Origin of the sequence: Pseudoalteromonas ulvae UL12, assembly GCF_014925405.1 — a bacterium.
Taxonomy (GTDB): Bacteria; Pseudomonadota; Gammaproteobacteria; order Enterobacterales; family Alteromonadaceae; genus Pseudoalteromonas; species Pseudoalteromonas ulvae.
Window position 1 is genome coordinate 130,828 of record NZ_AQHJ01000026.1, and the last position, 22,756, is coordinate 153,583.

A 22,756-nucleotide genomic window follows, 5' to 3' on the forward strand; every position below is an offset into this window, starting at 1 on the left:
GGGGCCGATTGTCTAATTTGAGTCGTCAAACACCACTTTTTATAGTACCTTTTCAATTACTGACGTGTTCTTTTGGCTTTTTTCATGCATAAAAAACCCATCGTTTCTGCCGCGATATCAAACGACTTGCCCGAGCTACAGCAAAAAAGCCAGCAATTAAGTATTATCAATCGTTTTTCGCTATCGCTGATAGAAATCAATGAACTCGATGAGCTTTTTCATTATGTCACCACCGAAGTGGTCAGCCAATTAGGCTTTGTCGACTGCGTTATTTATTTGTGTGATTACTCACGTCAAGTATTGACGCAAGTAGCGGCAAGAGGTGATAAATCGGCCGATGAAGACTACATTATCGCGCAGCAGCAAATTCCGCTTAATGCGGGGATCACAGGCTATGTTGCAAAAACAGGTCTGCCCTTATTGATTGATGATGTCTCCAATGATCCGCGTTATTTAGCCGACTCTCGCCCTGCATTGTCTGAGTTATGTGTTCCGCTAATCTACAATCATCAGGTCTTAGGTGTAATTGATTGTGAGCACCCACTTACACATTATTTTACAGATGAGCACTTAGAAATTTTGACTACAGTGGCATCTATGCTCAGTGCAAAAATCAACCAGTGCCACACTCTGATTGATTTGAAGCAAACTGTGCAACAGCTCAATCAAGCGCAAACTCTCGAAAAAGGCATGCTACAAATAGCCAGCCTCACATACGAATCTGCAGACGTTGATCTTTTTTATCAAGACTTGCACCACATCGTTAAGTCGCTCATTAATGCACAAAACTTGTTTATTGCCCTATATGAGAAAAAAACCGGTATTTTAGAAATTCCTTATATTGTTGAAGCAGGCGTGCGCAATACTGCACAAAAACGCTTCAATACTAAGCAATTTAGCAACACGGCCTCTGTGTATTTGATCAAATCCAATCGTTCCATGTTGCTCAATCAAGCGGATTACCTCTCTCATATTGAGCAAGGGCATTTCGAACTGGTTGGCGGATTGCCCCACTCGTGGCTTGGGGTGCCATTTGAAGTCAACAATGCCTACAACGGCATTGTGGTGGTACAAAGTTATGATGAGCAATATCAATATACCCAGCACGATTTAGATATTCTCACCTACATTAGTCGACAAATTAGCTTAGCTATTAACCGAGAGCTCGCCCGACAAAGCTTAGAGCACAAAGTGATGCATGATGAATTAACTGGCCTGGCTAATCGTGCTTTATTAATCGATCGGTTTAATCAAGCGATTAGTCGGTTTTCAAGGCAGTCTAATCACAGTATGCACGCATTACTTTACTTAGACTTTGATCGATTCAAGATAATCAATGATACCCTTGGTCACCAAGTGGGTGATAAATTTTTAATCGAAATATGCGCCATTATTCAAAGCTGTATCCGACAAATAGATACCTTAGCCCGATTAGGGGGTGATGAATTCGCTATTTTAGTTGAAGATATTCAATCAACCCATGAAGTTGAAAGCTTAGTGAAACGCATTCAAAAAGCGCTTGAAGATCCCATCGAGATTGATGGTAATTTGCTACAAGGTTCAACCAGTATCGGCGTTGCATTTGCGTGCCATGAAACTGATGTCGCGTACAAAATTTTACAGCGCGCTGATGCGGCGATGTACGAAGCTAAGTCATTAGGCCGAGGTCAAGTACAATTTTTTAGTGAATCGATGCGGCAAAAACTCAAAGGCGCAGCATTGCTCGAAACCGATATCCAACGCGCCATTCAACACAACGAATTTGAGCTCTACTATCAGCCCATTTTTCGAATCGCCGATGGCAGTGTAGCAGCGTTTGAAGCGCTCGTGCGCTGGCATCACCCAGATAAAGGTTTTGTCACTCCTGATAGTTTTATACCTGTTGCTGAAGATAGCGGTTTGATTATGCAGCTGGACTTACACCTCCTCGAACAAGCTGCCAAACAGTTGCAGTGCTGGCAAAAGACGATAAAGACTCCGTTTAGGATCACTGTTAATGTTTCTTCACGGCATTTTGCTAATCTCGATTTTGTGAGTTTTATTGATAATTTGTATCAAAGTTATCAACTTAAACCCGGTAGTTTATGTATCGAGATCACCGAGTCAGGCTTAATCGCAAATTTAAGCTTAGCAACAAAAATTATCGAAGGGTTAGCACCACATCAAGTCAAACTCTGTTTGGATGATTTTGGCACTGGTTATTCGGCATTGGGTTATTTACACCAACTCCCGATCCACGTACTCAAGATTGATAAAAGCTTTATCGATAATTTAAAAGATGGCAAAAACAATCCATTAGTCGAAGCAATACTGACATTGGCAGTATCGCTCGAACTGGATGTGGTTGCAGAGGGAATAGAGCAACAAAGCCAATTAGATGTGCTGAAGCAAACCAACTGTGATTACGGACAAGGCTTCTTAGTTGCCAAACCCATGCCTGCAGCGGAAGCCATTTTATATCTTAACGAGCACAAATAGGTAAACAGCAGGCACAAAAAAAGCGACTGACGTCGCTTTTTTCAAATAATGGCGGTGAGGGAGGGATTCGAACCCTCGATACGTTTCCGTATACACACTTTCCAGGCGTGCTCCTTCGGCCACTCGGACACCTCACCTCGCTTACACTGATATTATTTATTCAGTATGTTGTAAAGAAACACTTTACTGCATTGAGCGCCAATGCGCTGCGTATAGTATTCAATCGTGTTAAACGCTGCAAGGCTTTTCTGCCAATTGGCGTTTAACTGATGATTAATTAGACGCTTAGACTATTTTAGCCATTTTTAGCTAAGGTGATAGTGGCTGCAAAATCTAACATGCGATTGAGCGAACGTAGTGCCCCTTCACGTAAGTCCATATCAACAAACACTTCTCGGCCTTGCGGCTGTGTTAATGCTTCTTCAATCGCTTTGAGGCCATTCATCGCCATCCAAGGACAATGCGCACATGTTTTACACGTTGCGCCTTCACCAGCGGTAGGAGCAGCAAAGAACTCTTTATCTGGGCATAGTTGCTGCATTTTATAAAAAATACCGCGATCAGTGGCCACGATGAACTTTTGGTTATCCATTGTTTGCGCGGCTTTTATTAGCTGGCTTGTTGAGCCGACTGCATCGGCTAAATCAACAATCTCTTGCGGTGACTCAGGATGAACGAGCACACCCGCATCTGGATGAAGCGCTTTCATATCTTTGAGCGCTTTGGTTTTGAATTCATCATGAACAATGCATGCGCCATTCCACATGATCATGTCAGCGCCCGTATTTTTTTGGATATAGGCACCTAAATGTTTGTCAGGTCCCCAAATGATTTTCTCACCTAGTTCATCCAAATGCTCCACTATTTCGAGGGCGCAGCTTGACGTCACGATCCAATCTGCACGCGCTTTAACGGCAGTTGACGTATTGGCATACACCACCACTTTACGGTCTGGGTGTTGATCACAAAAAGCGGAAAACTCTTCGATTGGACATCCCACATCAAGTGAGCAAGTTGCTTCAAGTGTTGGCATCACAACTGTTTTTTCAGGAGTGAGTATTTTGGCTGTTTCACCCATAAAGCGCACACCGGCCACAACAATTGTTTTAGCAGGGTGCTTGCTACCAAAGCGTGCCATTTCAAGTGAGTCTGCTACGCAACCACCGGTTTCTTCAGCTAAGGCTTGAATTTCAGGATCGGTATAGTAATGAGCAACAAGTACTGCATTTTTATCTATCAGTAATTGCTTGATACGCGCTTTATAAGCCGCTTTTTCATCTTCATTTAAAGGCATTGGTTTAGGAGGAAAAATATAATCCTCAGGCATAATCTGTTCAGCTAGACTCATTTTCTCGACCACAAAGTCCACATTAAAAATTGCTGCGAATTATACGTAAAACTGAGTGTAAAAGACAGTATTGTGGCAAAAGTATGAATAATGATTGAAAATCAAATAGAAGCTATTTAGGAGTGGTGGGTCATGATGGACTTGAACCATCGACCAATGGATTAAAAGTCCACTGCTCTACCAACTGAGCTAATGACCCGCTCGATTGTTTCTATTTATATCCCGATGAAAGCGTTCGGCTGCTTAGTTAAATACGTAACTAAAAACGTGGTGGGTCATGATGGACTTGAACCATCGACCAATGGATTAAAAGTCCACTGCTCTACCAACTGAGCTAATGACCCGCTCGATTGTTTCTATTTATATCCCGATGAAAGCGTTCGGCTGCTTAGTTAAATACGTAACTAAAAACGTGGTGGGTCATGATGGACTTGAACCATCGACCAATGGATTAAAAGTCCACTGCTCTACCAACTGAGCTAATGACCCGCTCGATTGTTTCTATTTATATCCCGATGAAAGCGTTCGGCTGCTTAGTTAAATACGTAACTAAAAACGTGGTGGGTCATGATGGACTTGAACCATCGACCAATGGATTAAAAGTCCACTGCTCTACCAACTGAGCTAATGACCCGCTCGATTGTTTCTATTTATATCCCGATGAAAGCGTTCGGCTGCTTAGTTAAATACGTAACTAAAAACGTGGTGGGTCATGATGGACTTGAACCATCGACCAATGGATTAAAAGTCCACTGCTCTACCAACTGAGCTAATGACCCGCTCGATTGTTTCTGTTTATATCCCGATGAAAGCGTTCGGCTGCTTAGTTAAGTACGTAACTAAAAACGTGGTGGGTCATGATGGACTTGAACCATCGACCAATGGATTAAAAGTCCACTGCTCTACCAACTGAGCTAATGACCCGCTCGACTGTTTCTATTTATATCCCGATGAAAGCGTTCGGCTGCTTAGTTAAATACGTAACTAAAAACGTGGTGGGTCATGATGGACTTGAACCATCGACCAATGGATTAAAAGTCCACTGCTCTACCAACTGAGCTAATGACCCGCTCGATTGTTTCTATTTATATCCCGATGAAAGCGTTCGGTTGCTTAGTTAAATACGTAACTAAAAACGTGGTGGGTCATGATGGACTTGAACCATCGACCAATGGATTAAAAGTCCACTGCTCTACCAACTGAGCTAATGACCCGCTCGATTGTTTCTATTTATATCCCGATGAAAGCACTCGGTTTCTTAGTTAAATACGTAACTAAAAACGTGGTGGGTCATGATGGACTTGAACCATCGACCAATGGATTAAAAGTCCACTGCTCTACCAACTGAGCTAATGACCCGCTCGACTGTTTCTATTTATATCCCGATGAAAGCGTTCGGTTGCTTAGTTAAATACGTAACTAAAAACGTGGTGGGTCATGATGGACTTGAACCATCGACCAATGGATTAAAAGTCCACTGCTCTACCAACTGAGCTAATGACCCGCTCGACTGTTTCTATTTATATCCCGATGAAAGCGTTCGGTTGCTTAGTTAAATACGTAACTAAAAACGTGGTGGGTCATGATGGACTTGAACCATCGACCAATGGATTAAAAGTCCACTGCTCTACCAACTGAGCTAATGACCCGCTCGACTGTTTCTATTTATATCCCGATGAAAGCGTTCGGTTGCTTAGTTAAATACGTAACTAAAAACGTGGTGGGTCATGATGGACTTGAACCATCGACCAATGGATTAAAAGTCCACTGCTCTACCAACTGAGCTAATGACCCGCTCGACTGTTTCTATTTATATCCCGATGAAAGCGTTCGGTTGCTTAGTTAAATACGTAACTAAAAACGTGGTGGGTCATGATGGACTTGAACCATCGACCAATGGATTAAAAGTCCACTGCTCTACCAACTGAGCTAATGACCCGCTCGACTGTTTCTATTTATATCCCGATGAAAGCGTTCGGTTGCTTAGTTAAATACGTAACTAAAAACGTGGTGGGTCATGATGGACTTGAACCATCGACCAATGGATTAAAAGTCCACTGCTCTACCAACTGAGCTAATGACCCGCTCGACTGTTTCTATTTATATCCCGATGAAAGCGTTCGGTTGCTTAGTTAAATACGTAACTAAAAACGTGGTGGGTCATGATGGACTTGAACCATCGACCAATGGATTAAAAGTCCACTGCTCTACCAACTGAGCTAATGACCCGCTCGACTGTTTCTATTTATATCCCGATGAAAGCGTTCGGTTGCTTAGTTAAATACGTAACTAAAAACGTGGTGGGTCATGATGGACTTGAACCATCGACCAATGGATTAAAAGTCCACTGCTCTACCAACTGAGCTAATGACCCGCTCGACTGTTTCTATTTAAATTTAAGTTTATTAAGCCTTAAACTGACACAGTCATTCGTTAGGTAACTAACTAGCGGCTGCGGGCGCTTATAATACTTATTTAAATATTGAGTGCAACCTAAAAATCCATTTTTCTTTAGTTTTTACACTTGGTTGACTAATTTTAGACCGCTTTAACTAAAAAGCAGTCTAAAATTGCTTTTTACAGTTTTGCTATCCGATCAATTGCGAGTTTTGCTGCCGTTGAATCAGGGTATTGTTCGATTAAACTTTGCAGAATTTTTTTCGCTTCAGGAATGTTATTTTGCTTTTGATGGACAGTTGCCAGCTTCAACATCGCATCTGGGCGCTTATTTGAATTAGGGAACTGTTCAACAACAGCGGCAAAATGAGTTTTAGCCGTATCGTCATCACTTTTCATTGATAATAATTGGCCTAACCAATAATGCGCATTGGGCACATACACTGAATCTGGGTATTGACCCAGAAATGCTTGGAACTGCGGAATCGCTTGCTCATAGCGTTTATCTTGCATGATCATCTGAACGGCACGGTCATACGCATCATTTTCAGACAAATTACTACTAATGGGTGATGCTGCGCTATCCACTGCCTCTGGTGAGACACTAGTCGGCTGACTGTATGCACTAGAGACCCGTTCTTCAATCTCTTGATACAGCTCACGCTGACGCTGTAGCATTTTCTCTATTTTATAGCCTTGCTCTTCAGTAGTGCCACGTAACTGGTTCACTTCATCTTGCAAGATTTGAAATTGTTGTTGTAACTCAACTTGTAATAAGTTGCGTGATTTAATCATGTTTTCCAGAGCGGCTAAGCGTGTTTCAATATCGCTTGGACTATTTGCAATATCAGAAACAGGAGCGGGAGCAGCCCAAACTTGGGTGCTCCCGCTCAAAAGAATAGCCGCCAAAATAATTTTTGGCTTCATCATCGCTTTCTTATCTATTAGTAAACTAAAACCGCACGACGGTTTTTAGCGAATGCATCTTCTGTGCGAGATTTAACGAGTGGTTTTTCTTCACCGTAACTAACAACTGAAATTTGGCTTGCTGACACACCTAAACTTTGTAGGTAAGTTGCAACCGCGTCACCACGACGCTCACCAAGCGCAATATTGTACTCTGGTGTGCCACGCTCATCGGCATGACCTTCGATCAGTACTTTAACTGATGAGTTATTTACTAAGAAATCAGCATGAGCTTGAAGTAACTCAGCATACTGACCACTCACTGTTGCTTTGTCAAAATCGAAGTAAATGATTTGCTCTTGACGAAGCGCTTCATATTTTTCACGTAATTTCTCTTCAGCTGTTTTCTCACGCGCAATTGTTTCAACTTGAACATTTTCTGTTTGTTCGACTTGATTTGTTTGCTCTTGCTGTACAGCACCTTCATCAACATTTGATGATGAGCTACACGCTGCTAATGTCATTACTGGCACTGCAATTAGCAGACCTTTTAAAATTTTATTAAGTTGCATTGAGTTAGATTCCTTTATTAAAAATGAAACCAGTACCTATTATTATAAAAATGGCGACCAAGCTGGTGCTTTAACCTGTCCGTTTGCAACAGGAAGACGCGCTTTAAAACGTCCATCCATTGAAACAAGAGCCAGGACCTGCTTATTATCGTGTAAAGTACTATAAATTATCATCGAGCCATTTGGTGCTATGCTCGGTGATTCATCCAGTCGAGTTCGCGTGAGTACTTGAAAATCGCCTGTCTTGAGTTCTTTTTTCGCAATATGGTAACGACCCTGAGTACGATTTACCATAATTAGGTCTTTTCCATCAGGCGTTATTGAACCTGCAAGGTTCATATCACCATTAAAAGTCAACCTACGCGTTTTTCCAGTAGCTAAATTTACGCTATAAATCTGAGCATTACCACCCCTTTCGGATGTAAAAACAATTTCCTGACTGTTTGGGTGCCAACTAGGTTCTGTGTCAATGCTACGATGGCGAGTAACGCGTCTCTCTTGACGAGTTTTGAGATCCATCACATAAACTTCAGTCGCTCCGCCTTTATCTTTAGACAAAACTAACGCTAATTTTTTGCCATCAGGCGAAAATCTCGGGGCTCCATTGATACCACGGTGAGAAGTAAGACGCTCACGTTTACCAGTATAAATATCTTGGATATAAATTTGGCTTTGACGATTTTCAAAGGTCACATACGCTAACTTCGTACCATCTGGTGACCAATCTGGCGACATAAGAGGCTCTTTTGAGCGCAATAATACTTGTTCATTGTAACCATCATAATCAGCGACAACTAATTGATAAGGCATTGGTTCGTCATCTCGGACAATCACATAGGCAACTTTAGTTAAAAACGCACCACGCTCACCGGTCAATGACTCATAAACAACATCACTGATTCGATGACCATAACGACGAAAGCTATCTCCTGTAATGACAGTTTGACGTGCATCTAACACATGATCTTGGTTATTCACTAACTTTCCGTTAGTTAACATTTGTGTTTGACCACCGGTTAATTGACCGCGCAACACATCAATTAACTCATAACTAATCAAATAACGATCGCCACTTTGTTGCTCAACCGTACCAACAACGACCGCTTCAATCCCTTCGGCAGCCCAAGCACCATAATCCACTTCACTATCTTTTGATGGACGCTGGGGCATATTAATAGCAGCGATAGGATTAAATTTTCCACTTCTGCGTAAATCCGCGGCAACCACCTCAGAGATACGGCTTGGCATTTCTCCAGTACCAATGTACTTAAAAGGCACAACACCAATCGGCCTTGCGGAATTAACACCTTCAGTAATGAAAATTTCAAGTGCGGCAAACGCCTGTAAACTTGAAAACAGTAACGCAAAAACTGCGACATTCTTTAAACGGTTAAACATACGACCTCTTATAGCTCAGGTTTAAATGTTAAATTAATATTTTTAAGCTGCTCAAATACATCTTTATCTTTTGAAACGGGTAACGTGTCAGCCATGCGAATAGCGCGAATGACCGCTTCGCAAACCAATTTATCACCACCAAGCGACTCAACTTTCGTGACAAATCCTGATGATGCAAGACGGATATTGACCTTACACTGTTTGCCTTTCATTTTCTCATCTTGCAATAAATTTTGCTGAATACGCGCTTGGATCATTGCTTGGTACTTTTCAACTTCAGTTAATACTTGCTGTTGGCGCGCTCGATTACGTGCAGCCTGCTCTTGTGCCAATTGCTCTTGCATCATTTGCTCTTGCTGCGCTTGTAACCGTTTTCGCTCAGCTTCTGCTTTGGCTGCTTGTTCTTTCGCTACGCGTTCAGCCTCAGCTTTTTTCAGCGCTTCTTCTTGCTTTCTACGCTCAGCGAGGGCATTTTTAGCCGCCTGCTCAGATTGTTTTTTTGCTTCCTCGGCTTCTTTAGCTTTACGTTGTTCAGATTGTTGTTTTTTCTTCGCATCAGCCGCTGCTTTGTCGGCTTTTTGCTTTTCTAACTCTTTTTGCTTACGCTGTTGCTCAAGCTTTTTAATGCGACGCGCTTCCGCTTCGCGTTGTTTTTTTGCATCACTCGCACGCTTTTCAAGATCGCTGATCCGCTTTTGCTCTTGACGTTTTTGTTCTGCATCTTTATTTTTTAACTCTTCAATGCGTTTTGCAACCGCTTGCTGATCAACTGAAATTGCTTCAACAGCTTGCTTATTATCAGGAGTTACAGGTGAATTTAATTGCACCTCTAAAACACGAGGCTCAGGTGCAGGGAAACTCGCACTTAATACTAAGACCACGACAATAGCCACATGCAACACAGAAGATTTTGCGAGTGATGGGAGTACTTCTTTAAAAACCACGTTTACTCCTCGAATGATTCAGTCATTAAGCCCACAGACGGCACACCTGCTTTTTTCAAAAAATCCATTAATAATAAAACTTCTTGATACGATACTCGGCCATCACCTTTGAGCATTACAGGTGTTTTTGGATCTTTATCCAACGCAAGTTTGACTTGCGCCGCAATATCGATGGCATCCATCGGAGTTTCAGGGTCAATCCCAATACTGGCAAAATACTGACCTTGTGCATTGATAGAAACCACAATCGGTGGCGAGCCATCGCTCTCTACAAGCTCTGACTGCTCCATTTTTGGTAATTCAACTTTAACACCATGTGTAATCAAAGGGGCTGTCGCCATAAAAATAATCAACAAAACTAGCATCACATCAATATATGGTACGACGTTAATTTCCGACACTGGGCGGCGTTTTTTACGGTGGTACATTACGCTTTCGCCTCATTTTGCGCAACAGCTTGACGGTGTAAGATATTTGAGAACTCTTCCATAAAATTTCCGTAGCTTGATTCAAGTTTTTCTACTTTATGAGCAAAACGGTTGTACGCAATAACAGCTGGGATTGCTGCAAATAAACCAATGGCGGTTGCGATAAGTGCTTCAGCGATACCAGGTGCCACCATTTGTAATGTTGCTTGCTTGACTTGGCCAAGTGCAATAAAGGCATTCATGATCCCCCAAACAGTCCCAAATAATCCGATATAGGGGCTAATTGAGCCAACAGTCGCTAAAAAAGACAGACTCGACTCTAATTTTTCGATTTCACGTGATAGTGCAACTCGCATTGCTCGGTGAGTACCGTCCATTATTGTCCCAGCAGCTGTCAGATTGCTTTTAGATAAACGGGCAAACTCTTTGAATCCAGAACAGAATAAAGACTCCAACCCATCAGGAGTTTGCGCACGAGCAGAAAGTTCAGTGTAAATTTTGCTTAAGTCAGTGCCTGACCAGAATTTATCTTCAAACTTTTTTGCTTGAATTTGGGCATGCTTCAATGCTTTATGGCGCTGGAAAATCATGGTCCACGAAATCACTGACATCGCCACTAACATCAACATCACTAACTGAACTAAAAAACTGGCCTTTAAAATTAAATCGATAAATGACATTTCTGATCCCACTACTTTATTCTCCAAATATGTGTAGTTTTCTTTGTTAATTGGCTACTTAGTTATAATGAATGCGATAAAGTTCAACAGGAATGAATTAAATTCGCCAGCCTTTTTGTGCGCTCTAGTGTAACTAGCGAATGAGGTGCTGACAATGGCTTACAAGACGAATGACGCTTTTTTGACTGAAATTACAGTGACTTTTTTGTTATCGATTTAAGTTATCATAAATATTTAGAAAAACATCATAAAACACGAACTTTATGCACATTAAATGAATAAGCGACCAAAACCACAGCCTTATCGATTATTCACAATACTAAATCTAATTAGGCTGTGGCTTTTTATAATAAGATTTATCTATAAAAATCAGCACCATTGAAGCGAAGTGATTAAATATTAATCAACAATAAACAAAATAAAAAAACACTCACATAAAAAAAACTAATGTCAAAATTAAATTTTTCTAGTTTGATTACGGTCACGACCATCTGTATTATCCGCCTTGTACTGAACGAACACTTGTTCTTAAACAGTTACTAGTAAAGTGATTCTGATTTTTCATTTTACTCTACATTAAACGTCAGACATTTAATGTTCCCTGGATACTTCCTTCAACTTGTTGTTTTGCCCGCATTATTATGCGGGCTTTTTTTTGCCTATCATTTTTGCATAAAAAAAAGCCGTTAAAAACGACTCTTTTCACTGTTTGATAATATTACTCTGATTTTGATAAACCAAAGTGGGCGAAAGCACGATCAGATACAATGCGCCCACGTGGTGTTCGCTGAATAAAGCCCTGTTGGATTAAATAAGGCTCGAGTACATCCTCTATTGTCTCGCGCTCTTCCCCGATTGCTGCGGCAATGTTATCAAGCCCAACGGGACCACCCATAAACTTTTCGATAATTGCTAAGAGATATTTACGATCCATAAAATCAAAACCGTGCTTGTCTACATCAACCATGTCAAGTGCCAAGCTCGCGACTTCTTGATTGACATCACCATCGGCTTTTACTTGTGCATAATCACGGACACGACGCAATAACCGGTTAGCAATACGCGGTGTCCCACGTGATCGCTTTGCGATCTCTATAGCGCCTTCTTCATCCATTTTTAAATTCAAATATTGAGCAGAGCGTTTAACAATACTGGATAAATCAGCCACTGAGTAAAACTCTAAACGCTGGACAATACCAAAACGATCACGAAGAGGCGATGTGAGTGAACCAGCACGCGTTGTTGCACCAATCAGGGTAAAAGGCGGTAAGTCGAGTTTAATTGACCGTGCAGCTGGGCCTTCACCAATCATGATATCCAATTGATAATCTTCCATGGCTGGATACAGTATTTCTTCAATGTGAGGGCTGAGCCGATGGATTTCATCAATAAACAACACATCATGAGGCTCTAAGTTTGTCAACATCGCGGCTAAATCGCCCGCTTTTTCGAGCACAGGACCTGAAGTCGTTTTAATGCTCACACCTAACTCATTGGCAACAATGTTGGCTAAGGTGGTTTTACCTAATCCTGGAGGGCCAAATATTAACAAGTGATCAAGCGCCTCTTCCCGAGAATTAGCTGCTTGAATAAAAATCTCCATTTGACCTTTTACATGAGGTTGACCGGTGTAGTCCGCCAACATTTTAGGGCGTATCGCCCTATCAATGGTATCTTCATTGGCTAATTCACTGGGAGCAATTAAACGATCAGCTTCTATCATGGGATTCTCTTGTTCAGTTTACAGCATCGATTTCAATGCTTCGCGGATCAGAACCTCTGAGGTTTTGCCCGGTGCACGCAACGCTTTGACAGTCTTTTCTGCTTGAGCTTGTTTATACCCTAAGGCAACCAGAGCTGCAATGGCATCATCCTGTGCATTATCTTGACTTGCTGGGGTTGATTGCATTTCTAGCACCAGCTCTTTACTCGAGTCACTGAAAAGATCCATGCCCCAATCTTTAAGACGATCTTTCATTTCAAGGACAAGTCGCTCAGCTGTTTTTTTACCAACACCCGGTAATTTCACTAAGGTTGTGGCATCTTCATTAAGTACACATTGCACAAATTGCTCTGCAGACATGCCTGATAAAATAGCCAAACCGAGTTTAGGCCCGACCCCATTGGCTTTTAACAGCTCACGAAACAACGCTCGTTCGGACTTATGGTTGAAGCCAAATAATAACTGCGCATCCTCACGTACAACAAAGTGGGTATATAAGGTTGCTTGTTCACCTTCTTTGGGTAAGTGATAAAAACACGTCATAGGTAAACTGATTTCATACCCTACACCGTTTACATCAAGTAGAATTTGCGGTGGCTGTTTTTCAATTAGTAGCCCGCTTAATCGTCCAATCATTATTGTGTTACCTTAATCTGCCACGTACTGTTTTTTTCGCTTTTCCGGCAAGTTTTATTAAATTTTGTTCCGAGTGGCCATGACACATCGCGATTGCCAGCGCATCGGCGGCATCAGCTTGTGGCATACTAGGCAAAGCAAGCAAAGTTTTAACCATATGCTGCACTTGTTTTTTATCCGCACCACCGTTACCCACAACCGCTTGCTTTACTTGCCGTGCTGAATATTCGCTAACCATCAAATCACTCATGGTTGCAGCGACAATTGCAGCCCCACGAGCCTGGCCTAATTTTAACGCTGAATCAGGATTATGAGCCATAAACACTTGTTCAATTGCAAATGTATCAGGCTGGTATTGCTCGATAATTTGGCTCACACCCAAAAAAATCATCTTGAGTCGTTCTGCTAAAGGTTTTTCACCTAAACGAATACAACCACTGGCAACATACGTATATTTTGCGCCTTGAAACTCAACTAGACCATAACCAGTTAAACGAGAACCGGGATCGATCCCTAATATAATGGCCAAACAGTGCCTCATAGCATTGTGATTTTATGTTGCCATCATGCCTGACAACTGTATAAATTACCAGTGCATTTTAAGTTTACTGAGTTTTTATAGTGATAAAAAAAGCGGCCATTGGCCGCTTTTAGCAATGAGTATTTTTACTCTTTTTCTTTCACTGCAATGGCCAGCTCAGTTAACGAGTCTGGATTCGCTTTGCTTGGTGCATTCGTTAATAAACAACTGGCTTGTGTTGTTTTAGGGAATGCAATGACATCGCGGATATTCTCAGTGCCACATAACAACATCACAAGGCGATCTAATCCAAATGCTAATCCAGCATGTGGCGGCGTACCATATTTTAGAGCATCCAGTAAGAAGCCAAACTTATCTTGTTGTTCTTTCGCATCAATACCTAAAATACGAAATGCTGCTTCTTGCATATCACCATTATAAATACGAACCGAACCACCACCGACTTCATAACCATTGAGCACCATGTCATAGGCATCTGAAATCGCACCGGCTGGGGCGGCTTCTAATTCAGCGGCTGAAATCCCTTTTGGTGCCGTAAATGGATGGTGAACAGCATGTAATGTGCCTTCGTCATCTTCTTCAAACATTGGGAAATCAACAACCCAAAGTGGCGCCCACGCATTTAAATCGGTTAATTCAAGGTCTAAACCTATCTTCAAACGCAAGGCTCCCATTGCTTCGTTCACAACATTTTTCTTATCTGCGCCGAATAAAATGATGTCACCGGCTTTGGCTTGTGTGCGTACAAGCAGCTGTTCGATAATCTCTACTGATAGAAATTTAGCAACAGGTGATTGCACACCTTCAGCACCTTGTGCCGGATCGTTGATTTTCATCCAAGCTAAGCCTTTTGCACCATAGATGCCGATAAACTTAGTGTAATCATCAAGTTGTTTGCGCGAAAGCACAGCTCCACCCGGAACTGTTAAAACAGCAACACGCCCTTTCTCGTCATTTGCTGGGCCTGAAAAGACATTAAATTCAACGTCTTTCATTAAGTCAGCAACGTCTATCAGTTCCATTGGATTACGTAAATCAGGTTTGTCTGAACCAAAACGAGTCATCGCTTCTGCATACGGCATCACAGGGAAGTCGCCAAGATCGACTTCAAGTAACGATTGCCACATATCACGGACGAGTTTTTCTGTTACCTCACGCACTTGATTTGATGTCATGAACGAGGTTTCAATATCTATCTGAGTAAATTCAGGTTGGCGATCAGCGCGTAAATCTTCATCGCGGAAACATTTAACAATTTGGTAGTAGCGATCAAAACCAGACATCATCAACAATTGCTTAAATAACTGCGGTGATTGCGGTAATGCGTAAAAACTGCCTTTATGAACACGGCTTGGCACAAGGTAATCGCGTGCGCCTTCTGGCGTGGCTTTTGTTAATACCGGCGTTTCAATATCTAAAAAGCCCTGTTCATCTAAGAAACGACGCACAAAACTACTTGCTTTTGCACGAAGCTTAATGCGATCACTCATTTCTAAACGACGTAGGTCTAAATAGCGATATTTTAAACGCATTTCCTCAGAGTTTTGCTGATTGAAATCAAGTGGTAACGGCTCAGAACGATTAATAATTTCAAGTCCTTGGCCTAAAATTTCAACTTCACCTGTGGCCATATCGCTATTGATTTGGCTTTGTGGACGTGCGCGCACAATACCAGTTACTTTGACACAAAATTCATTACGTAATTGATTGGCAATATCCATTAAGCCCGCAACTTCAGGGTCAAACACAACTTGGACTAACCCTTCACGGTCACGTAAATCGATAAAAATAAGGCCACCTAAGTCGCGGCGTTTGTTGATCCAACCACAAAGCTCAACCGTTTGTTCTACATGTGTATTATTTAGCTGTCCGCAATATATAGAGCGCATATTTATCCTGTGTATGTCACCTCAAGCCTAAATTTTTGGCGAGGAAACTCGATTCATTTAACAAATTAATCGCCAATTATATAAAAATCACAGTTAATGTCATCACGGGATGTACAATCTCACCAATTATTTTTAATCACTGCGGTTTTTTGATAGCCAAGGGACAGATTCATCGCCTAGCAGTGACGCCTTTGTTATTATTTCCATTTATTTGTTCTGTGAGTAAATTGTTATGCTTTATCTAGGCTGTCCACAATGGGGCTCGGCACACTGGCGAGGTCGATTTTTCAGTGCTGATTGTAAAAATGCCGACATGCTGCATCAATACAGCCAAATATTTAATTCCGTTGAGGGGAATACAAGTTTTTATGCTGATCCTAGCCCTGAAACCTTAACCCGCTGGCTCGATGCCGTTGGCCCTGATTTTCGTTTTACCTTTAAAGTGCCAAAGCGAATTTCTCATGAGTCGGCCTTGCAGCATATTGACGCAGATTTTGCGAAATGGTGTCACTTATTCAGCCCGTTATTTGCACAAATTGGCAGTGTCATGCTACAACTGCCCAGTCAGTTTTCTCCTTATCATTTGCCTTTGCTCGAAAATTTTTTGCAGCAAGTACCTGAGCAGTTGCAACTCAGTGTGGAAGTCCGGCACTTAGATTTTTTCAAAAAAGATGATAATGAAAAATACCTCAATCAATTGCTTATGCAGCATAACGTTGATCGTGTGATGATGGACACTCGCCCGCTATTTAATGAAGCCGCCACAACCGCCGCGATTATTGATGCACAGCAAAAGAAGCCCCGAGTGCCACTGCATGTCATTAGTACGGCCAACACTCCGATTATCCGCTTTGTCGGCTGCAGTGAACTGGAAAATAATCGTGCTTTTTATCGCCCTTGGTTGAGCAAAATTAAACTCTGGCTCGATGAAGGTAAGTCACCGTATGTTTTTTTTCATACCGCTGACAATCACGATTCCCCCTTACTGGCCAGACAATTTATGCGCGATCTGCAGCAATCTCACCCTGTTTTGGAGCCTTTTCCGGCCGAAAAACAAATGCAGCAAAACAGTCTTTTTTAGCGCTACTTTTGAGACTAGATTTGGTAAACTTTCATTTTAATAAGGGGCAAAATGAATGAGTGAAAAGCAGTACTTTTTAGGTTATCCACCGGCTATTCAGCAGCAAGTTAGTCAACTGATCACACAAGGAAAGCTAAAGCATTATTTGTTAAATAAGTACCCAAGCCCCCATCAGATTATTTCTGATAAAGCATTGTTTCACTATACAAATGAGCTAAAGCAGCGCTATTTAAAAAATACACCTGTGATTAATAAAGCACTGTATAAAAAACAAAAAGATCTGGTCAAAAATGCCTTAGGAACCCACACCTTCAGCAGTAAAAATCATGGCGGTAAACTCAAAAGTAGCCATGAAATAGCCATCGCAATGCAGCTAAAAAATGCACCTGAGCCGTTATTAAAAGTTTTAGTGGTGCATGAATTAGCCCACTTTAAAGAAAAAGATCATAACAAAGCATTTTATAATTTATGTGAGCATATGCTGCCTGAATATCATCAACTGGAGCTTGATTTACGTTTGTTTATCTACCAATGTGAGTTTTTTGAAGGGTTATATGAAAAGTAAGGCGCATCCTGCGCCCAAAACATCGATATTTACAGTCCTAAATCAGCCATAAAATCATCATCGAGATCTGTTGGCTCAGCCGCTTTAGCAGATTTACTTTCTTGCTGTTTTTTTGTTGCTGCAATAATGGTATCGGGATCTTCATCTTCTACGATGTCAAAATCATGCAGTTTAATGAACTCGGTTTTATCCATCGCCAGTTCAAGATAAAAAATATTTTGATTGCCTGTTGTAAACGTCACTCGCCGTGCTTGAGGACGATCCATATTGGTATCAACGGAGATTTGTACTTGTTTATTAATCGCCATCATTTTTGGCTGATTTTGAGTAATAGAGGTGTGTAATTGCGAACGTACTTTCCCAGTAAAATCACCTACAATCTGATTCATGAGCTCTCCCATAACATTAGAGACATCATCCGATAAATGGCTATGGGCGATTTCAGATTCTGGCATTCCCATATTGCGCATATAATCACCATAAATCTCCATCGCAGCTTGTGATGTAAAGTTAGTAATCACCAACCCGGTAAATCCTCCATCAAACAACACAAAACAGCCAATATCTGGGCGCATACAGGTTCGTGTTATTTTTTGCACCATTGCTGAGTAACCAATTTCATTGCCACTGGCTGATGATAAAACTTCCGTCACGGAATTACATAATGTCGATAAGATTGCTTCTGTGCTAATTACTTTATTTTTCGTCATTTTTTTCACTCTTAGAAAGACTTATCCTTAGTATAGAAGTGATAAATATTTTTGCCGAACTTAACGTCATGACAATTTAACACTGACGAATGCGATGAAAATGCGTAAAATACGCCAATTATTGATGTATAGGTACAATAGCGTGAGCAATAAAGACAACATTTATGCCACCACGCAGGCTGTAGAAGATTTTACTTTTGATGCCAAAGTGGTTGAAGTTTTCCCTGATATGATCCAGCGTTCAGTGCCAGGATACGCGACCATTGTCAGCACAATGGGTAAATTAGCCGGCCAATTTGCACAAAACAACTCAAATTTGTATGACTTAGGTTGTTCATTAGGTGCGGTCACCTTATCGATGCGCCGTAATATTGATAAAGAGAACTGCGCCATCATCGGAATTGATAATTCCGCTGCAATGGTAGAACGATGTAAACTCCATTTAAGTGGCTTTCGCTCGCAGGTCCCGGTTGATATCCGCTTAGGTGATATCACGCAATCAAATATTGAAAATGCATCGGTGGTGGCACTTAATTTTACCTTACAATTCATTCCTCTTGAAAAACGTCAAGCGTTGCTGAGCAACATATATCAAGGTTTAAAGCCCGGTGGCGTTTTACTTTTAAGTGAAAAATTCCGTGGTAATGACGAACAAGCTGATTCATTACTAATTGATTTGCACCATGATTTTAAACGAGCAAATGGCTATTCTGAATTAGAAATTAGTCAAAAACGCACCGCTATCGAAAACGTGATGCGACCAGAATCACTGGAACAACATCTCACCCGTTTGCAATCAATAGGCTTTAGCCAAACGCAAGTGTGGTATCAATGCTTTAACTTTTGCTCAATGATCGCGATTAAATAGAAGAGACAATATGAACAATTGGTTTAATCAATTTTACGGCCAAATTGCCGAAACGCAGCTGAGTGCTTGGCTAGAAACCTTGCCTGCTCAATTAGCTCATTGGCAAAAAGAAGCCGCTCACGGTGATTTACCTAAATGGCAAAAAGCACTGAAAAATTTGCCCGTATCCACCACTTCGCATATCAATATTACTTCTAAAGTCGAATTTGGTTTCGAAGATGAGCTCTCTGATGGCCAAAAAAAGCAAATGGTACATCTACTCAAAGGCTTAATGCCGTGGAGAAAAGGGCCGTTTACACTTCATGGTGTTGAAATTGATACCGAATGGCGCAGCGATTGGAAATGGGATCGATTAGTTGAGCATATCTCCCCTTTACAGGATAAAACGGTACTCGATATCGGCTGTGGTTCAGGTTACCATTTATGGCGCATGCGCGGCGCAGGGGCAAAATTTGTTGTTGGTATTGACCCTTCTGACTTGTTTTTATGTCAATTCCAAGCAATCAAGCACTATAACCCTGATCCAAATGTCCATTTACTCCCCTTAGGAGTCGAGGCCTTACCAGAATTAAAAGCCTTTGATACCGTGTTTTCTATGGGCGTATTATATCATCGTCGCTCGCCCATTGATTTCTTAGCTCAGCTTAAAGCCCAGCTCAAACCAGGAGGTGAGTTAGTCCTAGAAACATTGGTCATCGAAGGGGATGAACAAGCCGTTCTGATGCCTACTGACCGTTATGCGAAAATGCGTAATGTTTGGTATATCCCAAGCTGTGATGCACTTAAATTATGGATGGAACGCGTTGGCTTTAAAGATATCAAAGTAGTGAATAAAGATGTCACTTCACTAGACGAGCAACGTAAAACATCATGGATGCCCACTGAGTCTTTAAGTGATTTCCTTGATCCTCTCGATCCAACTAAAACCATCGAAGGGTATCCCGCGCCACTGCGTGCAATTTTTATTGCAACTGTTTAAGTAAAATAGGGTTTCTTGGTGCAGTTATAAGGTCATACGCTGGTATGACCTTTTTCGTTTTATGACACATTTATTAAAAGCCAACCCGATTGAGGGAAATTCCCCGATTACCTCCCGTTTAGTCCTAGCCGCACCCGCGAATTTCATGTAAAATGCGCCAGTTTTCTATGCAACCCACATGCAACTGTTAAGGAAATTCTGTGAGCGAACAAAAACAGTCTCTAAGTTATAAAGACGCCGGTGTCGATATCGATGCAGGCAACGCACTGGTTGAACGCATTAAAGGCGTTGTAAAAAAAACCAGACGTCCTGAAGTTATGGGCGGAATTGGTGGTTTTGGCGCGCTTTGTCAATTACCAACTGGTTATAAAGAACCCGTACTCGTAGCCGGCACTGATGGTGTTGGTACTAAACTTCGTCTTGCAATTGACCTTAAAAAGCACGATACCGTCGGTATTGATCTTGTTGCTATGTGTGTCAACGACCTCATCGTTCAAGGTGCAGAACCACTGTTTTTCCTTGATTATTATGCGACGGGCAAACTTGATGTCGATACTGCTGCAGATGTTGTGACAGGTATTGGCGCAGGTTGTGAGCTTTCAAACTGTGCATTAATCGGTGGTGAAACTGCTGAAATGCCAGGTATGTACGAAGGCGAAGACTATGACATGGCTGGTTTCTGTGTTGGTGTTGTTGAAAAATCAAAAATTATCGACGGTACAAAAGTCGCAGCGGGCGATCAAATCATTGCGTTAGCATCTAGTGGCCCTCACTCGAATGGCTACTCATTAGTGCGTAAAGTACTTGAAGTTTCAGGCGCTGATACTAATGCCGAGTTTGAAGGTAAAACGCTAGGTGAACACCTATTAACGCCAACTCGTATTTATGTTAAACCCGTCTTAGAGCTTCTAAAGCAAGTTGATGCGCACGCATTGTCACACATCACAGGTGGTGGCTTCTGGGAAAATATCCCGCGTGTACTTCCTGAATCAGCAAAAGCTGTTATCAAGGGCGATAGCTGGCAATGGCCTGCTGTTTTCAACTGGTTACAAGAAAACGGTAACATCGAAACTCACGAAATGTATCGCACATTTAACTGTGGTGTCGGTATGATCATCGTTGTTCCGGCTGCAGATGTTGAGAAGAGCTTAGACATCCTCAAAGCTGCTGGCGAAAATGCATGGCATATTGGTGAAATCCAAGATGCAGCCGCTGGCGAAGAGCAAGTTGAAATCACGAGCGCTAAATAAATGAACCGCACTCGGATTGTGGTGTTAATTTCGGGCAGTGGCTCGAATTTACAAGCCATCATCGACGCGGTTCAAGCGGGTGATATCCAAGCCGATATTTGCGCTGTGATCAGTAACAGACCCAATGTGTTGGGTCTGGAACGTGCAGAAAAAGCAGGCATCACAACCGTGACTCTTGATCATAAAGAATTTGAGTCTCGGGATGCATATGATGCCGCTTTGATGAATAAAATTGAGAGTTTTACACCAGATTTGGTTGTATTAGCTGGTTTTATGCGTATTCTAACCCCAAGCTTAGTGCAAAAATTTAAAGGAAAAATGTTGAACATTCATCCTTCTTTGTTGCCTAAGTATCAAGGTCTGAATACCCATCAAAGAGCGATTGATGCAGGTGACAGCGTTCACGGTGTAAGTGTGCATTTTGTGACAGAAGAATTAGATGGCGGTCCTGTCATAGTACAAGCCAAAGTTGATATCCTTCCAAATGATACAGCCGATACACTCGCGCAACGCGTTCATCAACAAGAGCATATTATTTATCCTTTGGTGGTCAAGTGGTTCAGTGAACAACGACTAACTATGGAAGCACATTATGCTGTTCTTGATAACAAAGAACTTCCTTCTGAAGGCGCGCAATACAATTAAAAACAATCAAAGTGCTCTTTCTCTACTGTTGAGCGCTTTGATTATTTCCCCCTCTTTTGCAACTCAATTAAGCCAATATTCTGCTGAATACGATGTATTACGTAAAGGCGAGCGTTACGGCAGTGCAACTCGCACACTTACACAACGTGATGATGGCCACTACGAAATTCGTTATAAAAGCGATATTAGCTGGATGGTTTTTTCTGATAAACGTACCGAGTCATCAGTATTCTCTTATTTAGAAGGTCAAATCACCCCTATCAATTATCGCATGCTCCGTGAAGGCACAGGCCGGGACAAAGACTATCAACTGTTTTTTGATACCGATAAAAAACAAGTGATCAGCAATCAAGAGAAGTTCCCCCTTAAAATTGAATGGGATGATCATTGGCAAGATGGGATCTCATATCAAGTACAGATGCGCCAAGAACTCAAGCAAGGTAAAGAAGAGTTTGATTACGAGCTAGTCGATAAAAAAGGCAATGTTCGTCATTATAAATTTAAGGTGCTCGGCAAAGAAACCATCACATTACCGATTGGCAATGTCGAAGCGATTAAAATCGAACGCGTTTACGATAATGACAAACGCCAAGCCATCGCTTGGCTCTGCCCTGAAATGGACTATTTATTGGTAAGAATGTGGAAAGGTGAAAAAAATGTTGAACAGTTCGATGTTCAACTGAAATCATTTAACCCCAAACAGTAATCATCAACTTAT

20 protein-coding genes and 17 tRNA genes are annotated in these 22,756 nt (G+C 41.7%); 8 read left to right on the plus strand and 29 right to left on the minus strand.

Translation table 11 applies throughout. The annotated features are described in order from the left end of the window. Positions 1–84 precede the first annotated feature (84 nt). Positions 85–2,478 (plus strand): EAL domain-containing protein, encoded by a 2,394-nt coding sequence (locus PULV_RS07875; protein ID WP_086742343.1) that lies wholly within the window; start codon positions 85–87, stop codon positions 2,476–2,478. Between the two features lie 49 nt (positions 2,479–2,527). Here the strand turns inward: PULV_RS07875 and PULV_RS07880 are convergent. The 28 genes from PULV_RS07880 to aspS form a co-directional block, all read right to left on the minus strand. Continuing rightward, positions 2,528–2,615: transfer RNA gene (locus PULV_RS07880), tRNA-Ser, on the minus strand. A 158-nt stretch (positions 2,616–2,773) separates the two neighbouring features. After that, positions 2,774–3,826, minus strand: a complete 1,053-nt coding sequence (nadA, locus tag PULV_RS07885; RefSeq protein WP_086743568.1) for a quinolinate synthase NadA — start codon at positions 3,824–3,826, stop codon at positions 2,774–2,776. Positions 3,827–3,949: 123 nt separating this feature from the next. Beyond that, positions 3,950–4,025, minus strand: a tRNA-Lys gene (locus tag PULV_RS07890). 69 nt (positions 4,026–4,094) lie between these two features. After that, positions 4,095–4,170: transfer RNA gene (locus tag PULV_RS07895), tRNA-Lys, on the minus strand. 69 nt (positions 4,171–4,239) lie between these two features. Further along, positions 4,240–4,315 (minus strand) — tRNA-Lys (locus tag PULV_RS07900). Positions 4,316–4,384: 69 nt separating this feature from the next. Further along, a tRNA-Lys gene (locus PULV_RS07905) sits at positions 4,385–4,460 on the minus strand. Between the two features lie 69 nt (positions 4,461–4,529). Then, a tRNA-Lys gene (locus tag PULV_RS07910) sits at positions 4,530–4,605 on the minus strand. Between the two features lie 69 nt (positions 4,606–4,674). After that, positions 4,675–4,750: transfer RNA gene (locus tag PULV_RS07915), tRNA-Lys, on the minus strand. Positions 4,751–4,819: 69 nt separating this feature from the next. Further along, positions 4,820–4,895: transfer RNA gene (locus PULV_RS07920), tRNA-Lys, on the minus strand. A 69-nt stretch (positions 4,896–4,964) separates the two neighbouring features. Next, positions 4,965–5,040: transfer RNA gene (locus PULV_RS07925), tRNA-Lys, on the minus strand. 69 nt (positions 5,041–5,109) lie between these two features. Then, positions 5,110–5,185 (minus strand) — tRNA-Lys (locus PULV_RS07930). A 69-nt stretch (positions 5,186–5,254) separates the two neighbouring features. Next, a tRNA-Lys gene (locus PULV_RS07935) sits at positions 5,255–5,330 on the minus strand. A 69-nt stretch (positions 5,331–5,399) separates the two neighbouring features. Continuing rightward, positions 5,400–5,475: transfer RNA gene (locus PULV_RS07940), tRNA-Lys, on the minus strand. 69 nt (positions 5,476–5,544) lie between these two features. Beyond that, positions 5,545–5,620 (minus strand) — tRNA-Lys (locus PULV_RS07945). Positions 5,621–5,689: 69 nt separating this feature from the next. Continuing rightward, positions 5,690–5,765, minus strand: a tRNA-Lys gene (locus tag PULV_RS07950). Between the two features lie 69 nt (positions 5,766–5,834). After that, positions 5,835–5,910 (minus strand) — tRNA-Lys (locus PULV_RS07955). A 69-nt stretch (positions 5,911–5,979) separates the two neighbouring features. Then, positions 5,980–6,055 (minus strand) — tRNA-Lys (locus PULV_RS07960). A gap of 69 nt (positions 6,056–6,124) precedes the next feature. Beyond that, positions 6,125–6,200, minus strand: a tRNA-Lys gene (locus tag PULV_RS07965). A 203-nt stretch (positions 6,201–6,403) separates the two neighbouring features. Further along, a complete protein-coding gene (gene ybgF, locus PULV_RS07970) occupies positions 6,404–7,150 on the minus strand; it encodes a tol-pal system protein YbgF (protein ID WP_193331415.1) in 747 nt (248 codons plus the stop codon). Between the two features lie 17 nt (positions 7,151–7,167). Next, complete coding sequence (gene pal / locus PULV_RS07975; protein WP_086743570.1) at positions 7,168–7,701, minus strand: peptidoglycan-associated lipoprotein Pal; 534 nt, start codon at positions 7,699–7,701, stop codon at positions 7,168–7,170. Between the two features lie 42 nt (positions 7,702–7,743). Then, complete coding sequence (gene tolB / locus PULV_RS07980; protein WP_086743571.1) at positions 7,744–9,099, minus strand: Tol-Pal system beta propeller repeat protein TolB; 1,356 nt, start codon at positions 9,097–9,099, stop codon at positions 7,744–7,746. Positions 9,100–9,107: 8 nt separating this feature from the next. Further along, positions 9,108–10,043, minus strand: a complete 936-nt coding sequence (gene tolA, locus PULV_RS07985; RefSeq protein ID WP_193331406.1) for a cell envelope integrity protein TolA — start codon at positions 10,041–10,043, stop codon at positions 9,108–9,110. Between the two features lie 2 nt (positions 10,044–10,045). Then, positions 10,046–10,471, minus strand: coding sequence for a protein TolR (tolR, locus tag PULV_RS07990; protein WP_086743573.1), 426 nt, complete (start codon positions 10,469–10,471; stop codon positions 10,046–10,048). Continuing rightward, the gene (gene tolQ, locus PULV_RS07995; RefSeq protein WP_193331407.1) at positions 10,471–11,163 is read right to left on the minus strand and encodes a protein TolQ; all 693 of its coding nucleotides are present in this window, start codon (positions 11,161–11,163) and stop codon (positions 10,471–10,473) included. Before tolQ ends, tolR begins: the two co-directional genes overlap by 1 nt. Before the next feature lie 706 nt (positions 11,164–11,869). Further along, complete coding sequence (gene ruvB / locus PULV_RS08000; protein WP_193331408.1) at positions 11,870–12,874, minus strand: Holliday junction branch migration DNA helicase RuvB; 1,005 nt, start codon at positions 12,872–12,874, stop codon at positions 11,870–11,872. Positions 12,875–12,892: 18 nt separating this feature from the next. Then, the gene (ruvA, locus tag PULV_RS08005; RefSeq protein WP_193331409.1) at positions 12,893–13,510 is read right to left on the minus strand and encodes a Holliday junction branch migration protein RuvA; all 618 of its coding nucleotides are present in this window, start codon (positions 13,508–13,510) and stop codon (positions 12,893–12,895) included. A 7-nt stretch (positions 13,511–13,517) separates the two neighbouring features. Beyond that, complete coding sequence (gene ruvC, locus PULV_RS08010; RefSeq protein ID WP_086743577.1) at positions 13,518–14,039, minus strand: crossover junction endodeoxyribonuclease RuvC; 522 nt, start codon at positions 14,037–14,039, stop codon at positions 13,518–13,520. A 137-nt stretch (positions 14,040–14,176) separates the two neighbouring features. Further along, positions 14,177–15,940 carry an aspartate--tRNA ligase gene (aspS, locus tag PULV_RS08015; RefSeq protein ID WP_086743578.1) on the minus strand — a complete coding sequence of 588 codons (1,764 nt, stop codon included), beginning with the start codon at positions 15,938–15,940 and terminating at the stop codon, positions 14,177–14,179. Positions 15,941–16,172: 232 nt separating this feature from the next. Between aspS and PULV_RS08020 the strand changes: the two genes are divergently transcribed. Beyond that, positions 16,173–17,021, plus strand: coding sequence for a DUF72 domain-containing protein (locus PULV_RS08020; RefSeq protein ID WP_086743579.1), 849 nt, complete (start codon positions 16,173–16,175; stop codon positions 17,019–17,021). 55 nt (positions 17,022–17,076) lie between these two features. After that, complete coding sequence (locus tag PULV_RS08025) at positions 17,077–17,586, plus strand: M48 metallopeptidase family protein (protein ID WP_086743580.1); 510 nt, start codon at positions 17,077–17,079, stop codon at positions 17,584–17,586. Positions 17,587–17,615: 29 nt separating this feature from the next. Here the strand turns inward: PULV_RS08025 and PULV_RS08030 are convergent, their stop codons facing one another. Next, positions 17,616–18,296: a DUF3334 family protein gene (locus PULV_RS08030; RefSeq protein ID WP_193331410.1), complete on the minus strand. Its 681-nt coding sequence runs from the start codon at positions 18,294–18,296 to the stop codon at positions 17,616–17,618. A 142-nt stretch (positions 18,297–18,438) separates the two neighbouring features. Here PULV_RS08030 and cmoA point away from each other — a divergent pair, with 142 nt between their 5' ends. The 5 genes from cmoA to PULV_RS08055 all read left to right on the plus strand — a co-directional run bounded on the left by cmoA (position 18,439) and on the right by PULV_RS08055 (position 22,744). Then, complete coding sequence (cmoA, locus tag PULV_RS08035) at positions 18,439–19,164, plus strand: carboxy-S-adenosyl-L-methionine synthase CmoA (RefSeq protein WP_086743582.1); 726 nt, start codon at positions 18,439–18,441, stop codon at positions 19,162–19,164. A 10-nt stretch (positions 19,165–19,174) separates the two neighbouring features. Further along, the gene (gene cmoB / locus PULV_RS08040; protein ID WP_086743583.1) at positions 19,175–20,143 is read left to right on the plus strand and encodes a tRNA 5-methoxyuridine(34)/uridine 5-oxyacetic acid(34) synthase CmoB; all 969 of its coding nucleotides are present in this window, start codon (positions 19,175–19,177) and stop codon (positions 20,141–20,143) included. 200 nt (positions 20,144–20,343) lie between these two features. Continuing rightward, on the plus strand, positions 20,344–21,393 hold the full coding sequence (purM, locus tag PULV_RS08045) for a phosphoribosylformylglycinamidine cyclo-ligase (RefSeq protein WP_086743584.1): 1,050 nt from the start codon (positions 20,344–20,346) through the stop codon (positions 21,391–21,393). After that, the gene (gene purN, locus PULV_RS08050; protein ID WP_086743585.1) at positions 21,394–22,038 is read left to right on the plus strand and encodes a phosphoribosylglycinamide formyltransferase; all 645 of its coding nucleotides are present in this window, start codon (positions 21,394–21,396) and stop codon (positions 22,036–22,038) included. It begins immediately after the preceding gene. 37 nt (positions 22,039–22,075) lie between these two features. Further along, positions 22,076–22,744 (plus strand): DUF3108 domain-containing protein, encoded by a 669-nt coding sequence (locus PULV_RS08055; protein WP_227009376.1) that lies wholly within the window; start codon positions 22,076–22,078, stop codon positions 22,742–22,744. Positions 22,745–22,756: the final 12 nt, after the last annotated feature.